This is a genomic window from Streptomyces sp. SID486 (genome assembly GCF_009865385.1).
In the GTDB taxonomy this organism is placed as follows: Bacteria; Actinomycetota; Actinomycetes; order Streptomycetales; family Streptomycetaceae; genus Streptomyces.
On sequence record NZ_WWJT01000386.1, the window covers coordinates 1 to 14,403 of the forward strand.

The 14,403-nt window shown below is 72.1% G+C and carries 15 protein-coding genes; 6 read left to right on the forward strand and 9 right to left on the reverse strand.

Features of this window, described 5'->3' with window-relative positions:
* The first annotated feature begins 103 nt into the window (after nucleotides 1–103).
* A complete protein-coding gene (locus GT045_RS17935; RefSeq protein ID WP_161334791.1) occupies nucleotides 104–667 on the forward strand; it encodes a VanZ family protein in 564 nt (187 codons plus the stop codon).
* A 109-nt stretch (nucleotides 668–776) separates the two neighbouring features.
* Nucleotides 777–986: a PspC domain-containing protein gene (locus GT045_RS17940; protein ID WP_161297242.1), complete on the forward strand. Its 210-nt coding sequence runs from the start codon at nucleotides 777–779 to the stop codon at nucleotides 984–986.
* A gap of 128 nt (nucleotides 987–1,114) precedes the next feature.
* Here GT045_RS17940 and GT045_RS17945 read toward each other — a convergent pair whose 3' ends face one another.
* Entirely contained in the window at nucleotides 1,115–1,474 is a 360-nt protein-coding gene (locus GT045_RS17945) for an ATP-binding protein (RefSeq protein WP_161334792.1), read from the reverse strand.
* Between the two features lie 151 nt (nucleotides 1,475–1,625).
* Nucleotides 1,626–2,813, reverse strand: a complete 1,188-nt coding sequence (locus GT045_RS17950; protein ID WP_161297238.1) for an adenosine deaminase — start codon at nucleotides 2,811–2,813, stop codon at nucleotides 1,626–1,628.
* Nucleotides 2,814–2,947: 134 nt separating this feature from the next.
* Here GT045_RS17950 and GT045_RS17955 point away from each other — a divergent pair, with 134 nt between their 5' ends.
* A complete protein-coding gene (locus GT045_RS17955) occupies nucleotides 2,948–3,715 on the forward strand; it encodes an alpha/beta hydrolase (RefSeq protein WP_202516426.1) in 768 nt (255 codons plus the stop codon).
* 25 nt (nucleotides 3,716–3,740) lie between these two features.
* Here the strand turns inward: GT045_RS17955 and GT045_RS17960 are convergent, their stop codons facing one another.
* Entirely contained in the window at nucleotides 3,741–4,694 is a 954-nt protein-coding gene (locus tag GT045_RS17960; RefSeq protein WP_161334793.1) for a LysR family transcriptional regulator, read from the reverse strand.
* 63 nt (nucleotides 4,695–4,757) lie between these two features.
* On the opposite strand from GT045_RS17960, the gene GT045_RS17965 reads away from it, so the two are divergent.
* Together GT045_RS17965 and GT045_RS17970 are read left to right on the forward strand one after the other, a co-directional pair.
* On the forward strand, nucleotides 4,758–6,065 hold the full coding sequence (locus GT045_RS17965; RefSeq protein ID WP_202528369.1) for an MFS transporter: 1,308 nt from the start codon (nucleotides 4,758–4,760) through the stop codon (nucleotides 6,063–6,065).
* A 149-nt stretch (nucleotides 6,066–6,214) separates the two neighbouring features.
* Complete coding sequence (locus tag GT045_RS17970; protein ID WP_161334794.1) at nucleotides 6,215–7,228, forward strand: sigma-70 family RNA polymerase sigma factor; 1,014 nt, start codon at nucleotides 6,215–6,217, stop codon at nucleotides 7,226–7,228.
* On the opposite strand, the gene GT045_RS17975 is transcribed toward GT045_RS17970, so the two are convergent.
* A complete protein-coding gene (locus GT045_RS17975; RefSeq protein WP_161296399.1) occupies nucleotides 7,112–7,465 on the reverse strand; it encodes an STAS domain-containing protein in 354 nt (117 codons plus the stop codon). The genes GT045_RS17970 and GT045_RS17975 overlap by 117 nt on opposite strands.
* 85 nt (nucleotides 7,466–7,550) lie before the next feature.
* Here GT045_RS17975 and GT045_RS17980 point away from each other — a divergent pair, with 85 nt between their 5' ends.
* Nucleotides 7,551–8,471: an AEC family transporter gene (locus tag GT045_RS17980; RefSeq protein WP_161296397.1), complete on the forward strand. Its 921-nt coding sequence runs from the start codon at nucleotides 7,551–7,553 to the stop codon at nucleotides 8,469–8,471.
* A gap of 177 nt (nucleotides 8,472–8,648) precedes the next feature.
* Here the strand turns inward: GT045_RS17980 and GT045_RS17985 are convergent, their stop codons facing one another.
* From GT045_RS17985 to GT045_RS18005, 5 genes are all read right to left on the reverse strand, one after another.
* The gene (locus tag GT045_RS17985; protein WP_161296395.1) at nucleotides 8,649–9,932 is read right to left on the reverse strand and encodes a thymidine phosphorylase; all 1,284 of its coding nucleotides are present in this window, start codon (nucleotides 9,930–9,932) and stop codon (nucleotides 8,649–8,651) included.
* Nucleotides 9,933–10,008: 76 nt separating this feature from the next.
* Entirely contained in the window at nucleotides 10,009–10,413 is a 405-nt protein-coding gene (locus tag GT045_RS39820; RefSeq protein ID WP_161296394.1) for a cytidine deaminase, read from the reverse strand.
* The gene (locus GT045_RS39825) at nucleotides 10,410–11,696 is read right to left on the reverse strand and encodes an ABC transporter permease (RefSeq protein ID WP_161296392.1); all 1,287 of its coding nucleotides are present in this window, start codon (nucleotides 11,694–11,696) and stop codon (nucleotides 10,410–10,412) included. Before GT045_RS39825 ends, GT045_RS39820 begins: the two co-directional genes overlap by 4 nt.
* A complete protein-coding gene (locus tag GT045_RS18000; protein ID WP_161296390.1) occupies nucleotides 11,696–12,823 on the reverse strand; it encodes an ABC transporter permease in 1,128 nt (375 codons plus the stop codon). The genes GT045_RS39825 and GT045_RS18000 overlap by 1 nt, the downstream gene beginning before the upstream one ends.
* Nucleotides 12,820–14,379: an ABC transporter ATP-binding protein gene (locus GT045_RS18005; protein WP_345942679.1), complete on the reverse strand. Its 1,560-nt coding sequence runs from the start codon at nucleotides 14,377–14,379 to the stop codon at nucleotides 12,820–12,822. The genes GT045_RS18000 and GT045_RS18005 overlap by 4 nt, the downstream gene beginning before the upstream one ends.
* Between the last annotated feature and the right edge of the window lie 24 nt (nucleotides 14,380–14,403).

Genomic DNA, 14,403 nt, shown 5'->3' on the forward strand with positions numbered 1-14,403 from the left:
CGGCGGGCCGGTGGAGCCGCCGCGGGGAGCGCGTGACGGTGCGGGTCCGCCAAAACGTTTCCACTGCGGAACCAATCGCGCCCGCCCTGTCGTCTACGGGGGCGTGCAGCGTCAAGGCTCCATCGGCGGCAGCGCCGCGATCCGCATCCGGGTGACAGGAGGTGTCCTCCTCGTCGCGCACCTCGCCGTGGTCGCCTGGCTGATGCTGCGTCCCCTGGACGTCCCCTGGGTGATGCCCCCGAATCTGCGCCCGCTGGCCGGTATCCGGTCCGATCTGGCGCTGGGCTGGCCGGGTGCCGCCAGACCCCTCTGCGAGGGGCTCGCGCTGCTCGCGCCGCTGGGCGTACTGCTCCCGGCGGCGCACGGCAGGATCGCCGTCTCCCCGCTCGCCTCGCTGATCCGTACGGCCGCGGCCGGCGCGCTGCTCTCCCTCGGCATCGCCCTGCTGCAGACCGGTGTGCCGGGCCGGGTCGTGGACGTCGACTCGGTGCTGCTGAACACCGCGGGGGTCGTCCTGGCCCACCTGGCCTTCGTGCCGGCGGGCCGGGCCTGGCTGCGCGGGCAGCAGGCGCGGGAGCCCGGTGCGGCCGGGCAGGTGGTCACCGTCCAGGAGGAGCTGTCTCAGGGGCGTACCCCGACGATTCCCAGGGTCGGTATCGCCCCGTAGAGCGATGCTTCGTCCCGTTCGTCTCCGTACCGTGGACAACAGTTGAGGGGTCCCGACCGGGAGCCCGCCACCGGCTCTCGATCGAGCCGACGACCACGGAGGATCCGACATGACCGCCCTTGCCCGCCCCACCCACGGCCGGATGATCGGCGGGGTCTGCGCCGCACTCGCCCGGCGCTTCGGCACCTCGGCCACGACGATGCGGGTGATCTTCCTGGTCTCCTGCCTGCTGCCGGGCCCCCAGTTCCTGGTCTACATAGCGCTGTGGCTGCTGCTGCCGTCCGAGGACAAGGCGGACAGGGCCCGTACCGCCTGGTGAGCGGGGCACGGCAGCCCGCGGCGACCGGCGAACCCCGAGGGGTGCGCGGGCGCGCGCACGCCGCCGGGGCGCTCCCGGACGGTGTCCGGTGCGCCCCGACGGCGTCGTACGGCCGGCGGCCCGCGGTGTCAGCCGAGCGGGATCCCGTTCACCGGCACCCCGTGCGTGGGCAGTCCCGTGTTCTGCAGCGGCAGTCCGCCGAGCAGCGCGGCGGCCGGCGCGGTCGGACCCTCGGCGAGGACCTTCTGCACGGCGGGCTGGGCGGCGGCCACCCCGGCGCCCAGGGCACCCTGCCCCTGGGTGAGCGCCTCGGTGGCACCCGGCAGCGCCTTGCCGACGTTCTCGGCCGGCAGCGTCCTGGTGACGAGGTCCAGGGCCTGCCCGGCGTCCGGGACGGCCGGGGCGGCGTTGGCCGCGCCCGCGCCGACGGCGGCGATGGCGGCACCGAGGGCGGCGACGCCCAGGGTCTTGGCAGCAGACTGCTTCATGGTGAATGCGTCCTTGCGAGCGGAGACGGGTGATCACAAACGATCTGAGCGGTCCACGACCGTAAACATCCCGGACCACCCCCCGCAAACACCGAAATGCGGACGCCTTGTGAAAGCACGTCCGCTTTCCGTACCGGCAGGAGCACGGTGACTAGACCTCCGGACCGCCGGAACCGCTGGTGGACGCGGTCTGCCGGAACAGCCATTCGGATTTCAGTTCGGCATAGCCGGGCTTGATCACGTCATTGATCATCGCGAGTCGTTCATCGAAAGGAATGAACGCTGATTTCATCGCATTGACGGAGAACCACTGCAGATCGTCGAGCGTATAACCGAATGCGTCGACGAGGTGCTCGAATTCCCGGCTCATGCTGGTGTGGGACATCAGCCGGTTGTCGGTGTTCACCGTGGCGCGGAAGTGCAGCCGGCGCAGCAGTCCGATCGGATGCTCGGCGTAGGAGGGCGCGGCGCCCGTCTGCAGGTTGGAGCTGGGGCACAGTTCCAGCGGGATCCGTTTGTCCCGCACGTAGGAGGCGAGCCGGCCGAGCCGGACCGAGCCGTCGTCGCGGACCTCGATGTCGTCGATGATCCGCACCCCGTGGCCGAGCCGGTCGGCCCCGCACCACTGGAGCGCCTGCCAGATGGAGGGCAGCCCGAAGGCTTCGCCGGCGTGGATGGTGAAGTGGTTGTTCTCCCGCTTCAGGTACTCGAAGGCGTCGAGGTGGCGGGTGGGCGGGTAGCCGGCCTCGGCACCGGCGATGTCGAAGCCGACCACGCCGACGTCCCGGTGGCGGTTGGCGAGTTCGGCGATCTCCAGTGAGCGGGCGGCGTGCCGCATGGCGGTCAGCAGGGCGCCGACCCGGATCCGGTGGCCGTTCTCCCGGGCCAGCCGCTCCCCCTGCCGGAACCCCTCGTTGACGGCCTCGACCACCTCTTCCAGGGTCAGCCCCGCTTCGAGGTGCTGCTCGGGCGCGTACCGCACCTCGGCGTAGACGACCCCGTCCTCGGCGAGGTCCTCGGCGCACTCCCGGGCCACCCGGATCAGGGCCTCGCGGGTCTGCATCACGCCTACGGTGTGCCGGAAGGTCTCCAGATACCGCTCCAGCGAGCCGGAGTCGGCGGCCTCCCGGAACCAGAGACCGAGCTTGTCCGGGTCGGTGTCGGGAAGATCGGTGTACCCGGTCTCCCGGGCGAGTTCGACGACGGTCCCCGGGCGGAGCCCGCCGTCGAGATGATCGTGCAGCAGTACCTTGGCCGCCCGGCGGATCTGGTCCGGCGTCGGGACGTGTGCCGGCACGGACGCCGGGACGGCCGCCATGGGTGCAGTCTGGCTCGTCATTTCCGCACTCTAACTCCTACGCGCGTAGAGCGACCGGTGCGCGCGGCGGCTCTTTTCCGGCGGTTTTCCGCCGATGCGGAACGGTGACCCCCGGGACGGGTTTCGTACACCCCGGCTTCTGACACTGTTCTGTCATGGGACAGCAATCGACACCGGTCCGAACGGCCGGACTGGGAAAGGCAGTCGGCCCCGGGCCGACGTCGGTGAGCGGAGCGGTGCTGCTGCTCCCCGGCGGGGAGGAGGTCTCCGCCCGCCGGCCGTCCCCCTTCCGGGCGACGGCCCTGATCCGCTCCCTGGGCCGGGTGCTCGCCCGCGCGGGCCGCCCCGAGGGGCTGGCCGTCCATTGCGTCCGCTACCGCTACCGCGGCTGGAACGGCAGCGCGGCGCACCTCGCGGCGGACGCCGAGTGGGCCGCCGACGAGGTCGTCCGGCGCTACGGGGACGTTCCCGTGTGCCTGGCCGGTGTGGACATGGGCGGGCGCGCGGCACTGCGGGCGGGTGGCCATGAAGCCGTCAACTCCGTGGTGGCGCTGGCTCCCTGGCTGCCGGAGGAAGACGTCGCCGCGCCCGCGGAGCCGGTCAAGCAGCTGGTCGGGCGGCGGGTGCTGATCGCGCACGGCACGAACGACGAACGGACCGATCCAGAGCTGTCGTTCCGCTTCGCGGCGCGCGCGAAGAAGGCCAACCGGGAGGTGTGCCGGTTCGAGGTGCACTCCGACGGACACGGACTGCACGGGCACCGGGGGGAAGTGCTCAGCCTGTCGGCGGACTTCGTGATGGGCGCGCTGTTCGGCTGTCCGGTGTCCCGGCCGGTGGAGGACGCGCTGGCCGCACCGCCGCCGATCGGCCTCCGGATGCCGCTGGCCGCGGGGTTCGGCCGGTCGTTGAAGTTGAAGCGGTAGGGAGGGGCGGGGGGCAGGCCACCGGTCAGGACGGAAGCAGGTTGCCCCGCCTGGACAGCAGGAACTTCTTGAACGCGGCCACCGGCGGGGTGTCCGGGCGGTCGGCGAGCCAGGCGACGCCGATCTCGCGGACCGCCCGGGGGGCCGTGACCGCCAGTTCCACCACACCGGGCCGCGGCACCGTCGGCGGCGGCAGGAGGGCCACCCCCAGCCCGGCCGCGACCAGGCCCCTCAGCGTCTCCGCCTCCTCGCCCTCGAAGGCGACGCGCGGACGGAAACCGGCCTCGCGGCACAGCGAGTCGAAGATGCGGCGCAGGCCGTAGCCGGGTTCCAGGGTGACGAACGTTTCGTCCGCCGCCTCGGCCAGCCGGACGCGGCGGCGGGCGGCCAGCCGGTGGTCGGCGGGGACGACCAGGCGGAGCTTCTGCTCGTCCAGCCGACGGGCCACCAGGTCGGGCGCGTCGGGGACCGGCGAGGTGAGGCACAGGTCCAGCTCACCGGTGCGGAGCCGCTCCAGCATCGCCTCGCCGTAGTTCTGGACCAGGCTGAAGCGGACGCGCGGGTGATCGGCGCGGAAGGCGTGCAGGAGGCCGGGTACGGTTTCGGCGCCCATGGTGTGCAGGAACCCGAAGGCGACCTTGCCGGTGGCCGGGTCGGCGTCCGCGCGGACCTCCTCCGCGGCGCGCTCGACCTCGGCGAGGGCCCGCTCGACGGAGGCGAGGAAGGTGCGGCCCGCGGTGGTGAGGGAGACGGTCCGGCCGTGCCGGGCGAACAGGTCGACGCCCAGGTCCTGCTCCAGGCGGGCCATCGCCCGGGACAGCGTGGACTGGGGGACGTTCATCTCGTGCGCGGCGCGGGTGACGTGTTCGGTACGGGCCACGCCGGCGAAGTAGGCGAGGCGGGGCGCCAGCGACAGCGCCATGTCTTCTGTGTCACCGGATGGTGACAGTCGCCCCTGTGACCTCTGCTGATGCGCCATGGGAACGATTATCGCAAATTCATGCATTGGACGGATGAGAGCCGTGGTACCTACGGTCGAAGCATGTCTCCCGCCAGTACCGGGGCGTCCACCAGCGTGGACGCCGCTCGCCCCGCCGCCTCCCCCTCTCCCGCCTCTCCGGACTCTTCTGACTCCGACTCCCGGCTGAGCCCGGGCGGCCCCGGCTACCGCCGGATGAGCTTCGCCCTGTTCCTCGCCGGGGTCGCGACCTTCGCCCTCCTCTACTCCACCCAGGCCCTGCTGCCGCTGATCTCCGGTGAGTTCGGCGTCGCGGCGAGCGAGGCGAGCTGGACCGTGGCGGCGGCGACCGGCGGACTGGCCCTGTTCGTCCTGCCCATGAGCGCCCTGTCGGAGCGCTACGGCCGCCGTACCGTGATGACGGCCTCGCTGGCCGTCGCCGTCACGGTCGGCATGCTGGTGCCGTTCGCGCCGTCGATCGGCGCGCTGGTGGTGCTGCGCGGGGTCCAGGGCGCGGCGCTGGCCGGTCTGCCGGCCTCGGCGACGGCCTACCTGGCCGAAGAGGTACGGCCGAAGGCACTGGTCACGGCGATCGGGCTGTTCGTGGCGGGCAACAGCGTCGGCGGGATGAGCGGCCGGGTGATCACCGGCTGGGTCGCCCAGGAGTGGGGCTGGCGGGTCTCGGTCGGCGTGATCGGCGCGCTCGCCGTCGCCTGCGCGGTGGCCTTCCGGCTGCTCCTGCCGGCGCCGAAGCACTTCACGGCGGGCTCGCTGCGTCCGCGCGTGCTGCTCGGCACGGTCCGCGACCACCTCTCGGACCCGCTGCTGCGCCGCCTGTACGCGATCGGCGCGCTGTTCATGACGGTGTTCGGCGGTGTGTACACCGTGATCGGCTACCGGCTGACGGCGGAGCCGTTCGGGCTGCCGCAGGGCATCGTGGGCTCGATCTTCCTGGTCTACCTGGTGGGGACGGTCTCGGCCTCCACCGCGGGCCGGCTGGTGGGCCGGCTGGGCCGCCGGGGCGCGCTGTACCTGGCGGGCGGTACGACGGCGGCCGGCCTGCTGCTGTCCCTGACCGCCGCCCTCCCGCTGGTCCTGCTCGGCCTCGTGCTGATCACCGCGGGCTTCTTCGCCGGGCACGCGGTCGCCTCCTCGGCGGTCAGCAAGACGGCCACCCACGGCCGCGCCCAGGCCTCGGCGCTGTACCAGTCGGCGTACTACATCGGCTCCAGCGCGGGCAGCACCGTCGGTGCGCTGGCCTTCCACGCGGACGGCTGGACCGGCACGGTCGCGGTCGGCCTCCTCGCGGTCCTCGGTGTCGTCACCATCACCGCCCTCGGAACCCGGGCCGCCCGGGTGGCGGCCCGCCGGCGGCCGGTGGGCGCCCACTGAGTCGGCGCACGCCCCTCACCGGCCCGGAGCAACCACTGCGAACCGGCCGTTCTCCCACTCCGGGGGCCATTGTCAGTGGGCTGCGGTAGCTTCCCAAGTGCCGGGGCGCGAAGGCGCGCCACAGGGACGGCCACAGGGGTGGGTGGACGATGGGCAACGGAACGGCGACGGCAGACCTCGACGTCGTACTGGAGAAGCACCGGACCGAGCTGACGGGGTACTGCTATCGCATGCTCGGCTCCTCCTTCGAGGCCGAGGACGCGGTCCAGGACACCCTGGTGCGGGCCTGGCGCGGCTACGACAAGTTCGAGGGCCGTTCCTCGGTGCGCTCGTGGCTCTACCGGATCGCGACGAACGTGTGCCTGGACATGCTGACGGCGGGCAACAAACGGGCGCGGCCCATGGATCTGTCCGAGGCGACCCCGCTCGCCCGGGCGGCGCTCTCCCCGCGCCCGGACAACACCTGGCTGGAGCCGATGCCGGACGCGCGCGTGCTGCCGACGGTGCAGGACCCGGCGGAGGCGGCCGTCGCGAAGGAGTCGATCCGGCTCGCCTTCATGGCGGCCCTCCAGCAGCTGCCGCCCAAGCAGCGGGCGGTGCTGATCCTGCGCGAGGTGCTGGCCTGGCGGGCGAGCGAGGTGGCCGAGCTGCTGGGCACCTCGGTGGCCTCGGTGAACAGCGCGCTGCAGCGGGCCCGGGCCACGCTGGCGGAGCACGCGGACGCGGGGACCGAGGCAGCGGTGTCCGACCCGCTGGACGAGGAGCAGCGCAAACTCCTGGAGCGCTACGTGAAGGCGTTCGAGGGCTACGACATGACGGCGCTGACGGCACTGCTGCACGAGGACGCCATCATGACGATGCCGCCGTTCGACCTGTGGCTGCGCGGCACCGCCGACATCACCGGCTTCATGACCACCATCGGCGCCTCCTGCGCCGGTTCCCGCCTGCTCCCGGTCCGGGCCAACGGACTGCCGGGGTTCGCGCACTACAAGCCGGACCCGGACAACGGCGGGTTCAGCCCGTGGGCGGTGCAGGTGCTGGAGATCTCAGAGGGCCGGATCACCGGTTTCCACTGCTTCCTCGACACCCAGCGGTGGTTCCCCCTCTTCGACCTGCCCCTCCACCTGGAAGCGGAGGCCGACGAGGTCGAGAAGGGCGTGTAGCGCGGGATCGGGGTCCCGCAGCCGTATCCGCCCGCCGGCCCGGCGGGCGGTGAGTTCCAGCCGGGCGAGCAGGTCGACGACGGCCAGCCCCGGGGGGCCGAGACCGCCCACGTCACACACGACCACCCCGGGCCGGCCGGGCTCCAGCAGGGCCCTGAGATCGGCGCACAGCCCGGCCACCTCGTCACGGCGGACGGGGCCGGGCAGCACGAGCACGGCGGGCGTCTTGGCATCCACGTGCGGGTAGACCGGCGGGCCGGGCGGAACTCATCGCCGGAGATCACATTGACCGCTCACCCCTGCCCGGCGGAGGGTGGCCCCTGTGGCGGGGGTGCTGAGCGGGTTCGCGGTGATCGCGGTGGTCATCGGGGCGGGCTATGTGCTCGGACGGCGCGGGACGCTCGGCGCGCAGGGCGGCGAGGTGCTCACCCGGCTGGCGTTCACCGTGGCCGGTCCGGCGCTGCTCTTCACGACCCTCGCACGCGCCGACCTGTCGGTGCTGTTCTCCGCCCGCCTGCTGGTGACGGCGCTCAGTACGGCCGCCGTGGCGGGGGCCTTCGTGACGGTCGGCGTGGTGCGGGGCTGGGGGGTGGGCCGTACGACGATCGGCGCCCTGTGCTCCGGGTACGTCAACTCGGGCAACCTCGGCATCCCGATCGCCGCGTACGTGCTCGGCGACGCGTCCCTGGTGGCGCCGGTGCTGCTCTTCCAGGTCGTGCTGGTGACGCCCGTCGCGCTCACGGTGCTGGACCTGTCCGGGCCGGGCGGCGAGGGTTCGGCGGTACGACGACTGCTGACTCCGCTGCGCAACCCGATGGCGGTCGGCTCACTGGCCGGGGTCGTGGTGTCGGCGGCGGGACGGCAGCTGCCGGGGCCGCTTCTGAACCCGCTCGGGCTGATCGGGAACATGTCCGTCCCCGCTGCCCTGCTGGCCTTCGGCATCTCCCTGCACGGCAGCCCGGCGCCCGGCCGGGGACGGGACAGCGGACCGGTCCTGCTGTCCGTCGTGCTCAAGTCACTGGGCCAGCCTCTGGTGGCATGGCTGCTGGGGTGGGGTGTCTTCGGCCTGCGCGGCGCCACACTCCTGGACGTGGTGGTGACCGCGGCCCTCCCGGGCGCCCAGAACCTCTTCACCTACGCCAGCCGCTACCGCGTGGCCGAATCCCTGGCCCGTGAGTCGATCCTGCTGTCGACGCTGGTGTCGATCCCGGTACTGGTGGGGGTGGCGGCGGCGCTGGGATGACGTGGTCGGCCGGCGGTGAGTGCTCGCACGGCGGTCCCCGTCGGTGGGTCACCGGTCCCGGGACGCCGAACGGGACCGGTGGTGGTCCACCGGTCCCGTTCGGCCGAAGCGGGCCGCGTCGTCAGCGGCCCCCCGGCGCGGGGCGCAGGTCAGCGGCTCCCGGGCGCGGGGCGCAGGTCAGGCGATGCGCTCCAGCACCACGGGGGTGGGCTCGAAGCCGGTGCCCGTGGCCGCGATGTCGTAGGAGCCCGTGACCGCCTGGAGGGCGTAGTCGAAGCGCTCCGGGGTGTCCGTGTGCAGGGTGAGGAGGGGCTGGCCCTCGGTCACCGTGTCGCCCGGCTTGGCGTGCATCTCCACGCCCGCCGCCGCCTGCACCGGGTCCTCCTTGCGGGCGCGGCCGGCGCCCAGGCGCCACGCGGCGATGCCGATGTCGTAGGCGTCGAGGCGGGTCAGGACACCGGAGGCAGGTGCCTTGACGACGTGCTGCTCCCTGGAGGTGGGCAGCTCGGCGTCCGGGTCGCCGCCCTGGGCCGCGATCATCCGGCGCCACACGTCCATCGCGGAGCCGTCGGCCAGCGCCTTCGCGGGGTCCGCGTCCTTGATGCCGGCCGCGTCGAGCATCTCGCGGGCCAGGGCGACCGTCAGCTCGACGACGTCGGCGGGGCCGCCGCCGGCCAGCACCTCGACCGACTCGCGGACCTCCAGGGCGTTGCCCGCGGTGAGGCCGAGAGGGGTGGACATGTCGGTGAGCAGCGCGACCGTCTTCACGCCGTGGTCCGTGCCGAGGCCGACCATGGTGGAGGCCAGCTCACGGGCGTCCTCGATGGTCTTCATGAAGGCGCCCGAGCCGACCTTCACGTCCAGCACCAGGGAACCGGTGCCCTCGGCGATCTTCTTCGACATGATCGAGGAGGCGATCAGCGGGATGGCCTCCACCGTGCCGGTCACGTCCCGCAGGGCGTACAGCTTCTTGTCCGCGGGGGCCAGGCCGTCACCGGCCGCGCAGATCACCGCGCCGGTGGTGTCGAGGACGTGCAGCATCTCCTCGTTGGACAGCAGCGCGCGCCAGCCGGGGATCGACTCCAGCTTGTCCAGGGTGCCGCCGGTGTGGCCGAGGCCGCGGCCGGAGAGCTGCGGGACGGCGGCTCCGCACGCGGCGACGAGCGGGGCCAGCGGCAGGGTGATCTTGTCGCCGACGCCGCCGGTGGAGTGCTTGTCGGCCGTCGGGCGCGACAGCGAGGAGAAGTCCATGCGCTCGCCGGAGGCGATCATGGCCGCGGTCCAGCGGGCGATCTCGGTGCGGTTCATGCCGTTGAGCAGGATGGCCATGTTGAGCGCGGCCATCTGGTAGTCGGCGACCTCGCCGCGGGTGTACGCGTCGATGACCCAGTCGATCTGCTCGTCGGTCAGCTCACCGCGGTCCCGCTTGGTGCGGATGACGGAGATGGCGTCCATGGCCATGGCTGATGGCTTCCTTCCGGGAGGTGCGAAGTGCACGGCCCCCCTGCGCGGATGCGGTCAGGGGGGCCGTACGGCGTTACTTGGTGAGGTGGCCCGGGCCGAAGGCCTGGGGCAGCATCTCGGAGAGCGGCAGGACGCCCTCGGGGGTGTCCAGCAGCAGGTCCGGGCCGCCGAACTCGTGGAGCAGCTGGCGGCAGCGGCCGCAGGGCACCAGGAGGGTGCCCTCGCCGTCCACACAGGTGAAGTGCGTCAGCCGGCCGCCCCCGGTGCGCTGGAGCTGCGAGACCAGGCCGCACTCCGCGCACAGCGAGAGGCCGTAGGAGGCGTTCTCGACGTTGCAGCCGGTGACGACACGGCCGTCGTCGACCAGGGCCGCCACGCCGACCGGGTAGCCCGAGTAGGGGGCGTAGGCGTGGGCCATGGCCTCCCTCGCCTCGGCCCGCAGCGCCTCCCAGTCGAAGCCCGCGGCGTCCCCCGTCACTTGCCCTGGCCCTTCCGGTACCGCATGCCGTCCGCCTTCGGCATCCGCAGGCGCTGCGCGGACAGCGACAGCACCAGCAGGGTGACGACGTACGGGGTGGCGCCCACGAAGTCGCTCGGGACCTCGTCGGTGAGCAGGTACCAGACCAGGACCAGCGCGGCCGTCACGGCGCTGACCACACCCTGTACCACGGCCTTCTTGTACAGCTTCCAGCCGGCCAGCAGCGCGAGCAGGACGACCAGCAGCAGGAGCAGGGCGTGGACGGTCACGCCGCCGTTGCGCAGCTGGAGCGCGTCGGAGTAGCCGAACAGGCCCGCGCCCATCGCGAGGCCGCCGGGACGCCAGTTGCCGAAGATCATGGCGGCGAGACCGATGTAGCCGCGGCCTCCGGTCTGGCCCTCCAGGTAGGTGTGGGAGGTGACCAGCGCGAGGAACGCGCCGCCGAGCCCGGCGAGGCCGCCGGAGACGGCCACGGCCGCGTACTTGTACCGGTAGACGTTGACGCCCAGCGACTCCGCGGCGACCGGGTTCTCGCCGCAGGAGCGCAGCCGCAGTCCGAACGGGGTGCGCCACAGCAGCCACCAGCTGCCGACGAACAGCAGCACGGCGAGGATCGTCACCACCGACAGGTTGGTGATCAGACCGCCGATGATGCCGGCGAGGTCGGAGACGAGGAACCAGTGGTGCTTCTCGACCGACGCGAGGCCGTCCGAGAGACCGGGGATGGTGACGTCGGGCAGCGAGTCCGCGGGCGGGGACTGCTTGGGGTTGCCGCCCGCGTCGGCGGCCTTGCCCTCGGCGAAGAACAGCTTGGCGAGGTACTGGGTGGCACCGAGCGCGAGCAGGTTGACGGCGACACCGGAGACGATGTGGTCGACGCCGAAGGTGACCGTGGCGACGGCGTGCACGAGGCCGCCGAGGACACCGAAGCCGATGCCGCACAACAGTCCGAGCCAGGGGCTGGACTGCCAGCCGATCCAGCCGGCGCCGAAGGTGCCGAGGATCATCATGCCCTCGAGGCCGATGTTGACCACGCCGGCCCGCTCGGACCACAGGCCGGCGAGGCCGGCGAGGCCGATCGGCACGGCCAGGCCGAGCGCGGCGGAGACCTGTCCGGCCGAGTCGAGCTGGTCGGAGCCGGTGATCATGCGGACGGCCGCCACGAGCAGCAGGGCGCCGGCGACGATCATGAGGATCTGGCCGAGGGAACGCCCCGAGCGCTGGGACGCGCCCGCCGCCTTGGGCGCCGCGGGCGGCGGCGCGTCGGTCATCGTGGCAGTCATCACGCCACCTCCTGCTTCTTCGTCGGAGCGGCGGCCTGCGCGGCGAGTTCGGCGCCGACCTTCTGCTGCTGGCGCTTGAGGCCGTAGCGCCGCACGACCTCGTAGGCGATCACGACGCACAGGACGATGACGCCCTGGATGACGCCGAGGATCTCCTTGTCGTAGCCCTCGAACTCGAGGTGGTTGGTGGTGCGCTCCAGGAAGCCCCAGAGCAGGGCACCGAGCGCGATGCCGACCGGGTTGTTGCGGCCGAGCAGCGCGATGGCGATACCGGTGAAGCCGATACCGGTGGGGAAGCTGTTGTCGTACTGGTGGCTCTCGTTGAGCAGCGTGGGCATGCCGATCAGACCGGCCACCGCACCCGAGATGATCATGCTGGTGGCGATCATCTTCTTCACCGAGACGCCGCTCGCGGAGGCGGCGCTCTCGGACTGGCCGACGGTGCGCAGGTCGAAGCCGAACCGGGTGCGGCCGAGGACGAACCAGTACGCGAGGCCGACGAGTACGGCGACGACGACGAAGCCGTCCAGGATGCCGGCCGGGCCGGTGTCGATCGAGAAGAAGAACGAGGACGACGGCAGCGGCTTGGTGGAGACGAGGGTGCCGCCCTGCTGCAGCTCGCCCAGGCGGCCGGGCTGGAGCAGGTAGCCGATGATCGCGGTGGCGATCGAGTTCAGCATGATGGTCGCGATGACCTCGCTGACGCCCCGGGTCACCTTGAGGACGCCGGCGATGGCCGCCCACAGCGCGCCGGTCGCCATCGCGCAGATCATGATCAGCGGTATGGCGAGCCAGCCGGGCACGGTCAGCGCGCCGCCGAGGACGGCGGCCATGAACGCGGCGAGCCGGTACTGGCCGTCGACACCGATGTTGAACAGGTTCATGCGGAAGCCGATGGCCACCGCGACACCCGCGAGGTAGTACGTCGTCGCCTTGTTGAGGATGTAGACCTGGCTGTCGCTGGCGAAGCCGTAGGTGGTCATGTCGCTGAAGGCGGCGCCGGGGTTCTTGCCGGTCGCGAGGATCACCAGGGCGGTGACGACGAGCGCGGCGACGACCGCCAGCAGGGGCGCGGCGATGCCGAGGAGCAGCCGCTCCTTGTCGATCCGTGAGGTCAGCTTCTTCATCGCTCGTCGTCCTCTGTGTGCTCCAGGTGGCCGGTGGCCGCACCCGTCATGGCGGAGCCCAGCTCTTCGGGGGTGATGGTGGCGGGGTCGGCGTCGGCGACCAGACGGCCCCGGTACATCACCCGCAGGGTGTCGGAGAGGCCGATCAGCTCGTCGAGGTCGGCGGAGATCAGCAGCACGGCCAGACCCTCGCGGCGGGCCTCGCGGATGTAGTCCCAGATGGCGGCTTGGGCGCCGACGTCCACACCGCGGGTGGGGTGGGCGGCGATGAGCAGCTTGGGGTCGTGGCTCATCTCGCGGCCGACGATCAGCTTCTGCTGGTTGCCGCCGGACAGCGAGGCCGCGGTCACGTCGATGCCGGGCGTGCGGACGTCGTACGCCTGCACGATGCGCTCGGTGTCGGCGCGGGCCGCCTTGATGTCGAGCAGTCCGGCGCGCGAGTTGGGCTTCTCGGTGACGTGCCCGAGGATGCGGTTCTCCCACAGCGGTGCTTCCAGCAGCAGGCCGTGGCGGTGGCGGTCCTCGGGGATGTAGCCGATGCCGGCCTCGCGGCGGTCGCGGGTGGCGGCGCGGGAGATGTCGGTGCCGTCCAGGGTGACGACGCCGGCGTCGGGGTGCCGCATGCCCATGATCGCCTCGACCAGTTCGGACTGGCCGTTGCCCTCCACACCGGCGATGCCGAGGACCTCGCCCTTGTGGATGGTGAAGGAGACCTCGTCCAGGATGATCCGCTCGATGCCGTCGAGGTCGGTCTGCGACAGGTGCAGGCCGTCCAGCTTCAGCATCGGGGTGTCCGTGACGGTGGACTCCTCGGTCTCCGGGGTGGGCAGCTCGCTGCCGACCATCAGCTCGGCGAGCTGCTTGGGGGTGGTGCCCCGCGGCTCGACCGTGCCGACGGTGGTGCCGCGCCGGATCACGGTGATCTCGTCGGCGACGGAGAGCACCTCGCCCAGCTTGTGCGAGATGAAGATGACGGTGAGGCCCTCGGCCTTCAGCTCGCGCAGGTTGTCGAAGAGCGCGTCGACCTCCTGCGGCACGAGCACGGCGGTCGGCTCGTCGAGGATGAGCGTGCGCGCGCCGCGGTAGAGGACCTTGAGGATCTCCACGCGCTGGCGGTCGGCGACGCCCAGTTCCTCGACGAGGACGTCGGGCCGGACGTTCAGGCTGTACGCGTCCGAGATCTCCTTGATCCGGGCGCGGGCCTTGCCCCCGATGCCGTGCAGCTTCTCCGCGCCGAGGACGACGTTCTCCAGCACGGTGAGGTTGTCGGCGAGCATGAAGTGCTGGTGCACCATGCCGATGCCGCGGGCGATGGCGTCACCGGGGTTGTTCAGGACGACCTGTTCGCCGTTGACCGTGATGGTGCCCTCGTCCGGCTGCTGCATGCCGTAGAGGATCTTCATCAGGGTGGACTTGCCGGCGCCGTTCTCACCGCAGAGGGCATGGACGGTGCCGGTGCGGACGGTGATGTCGATGTCGCGGTTGGCGACGACGCCGGGGAAACGCTTGGTGATGCCGCGCAGTTCGACGGCAGCGGGAGGGCTGGACGCGTTGATGGCGCACTCTCCTCGGGGAAAGGG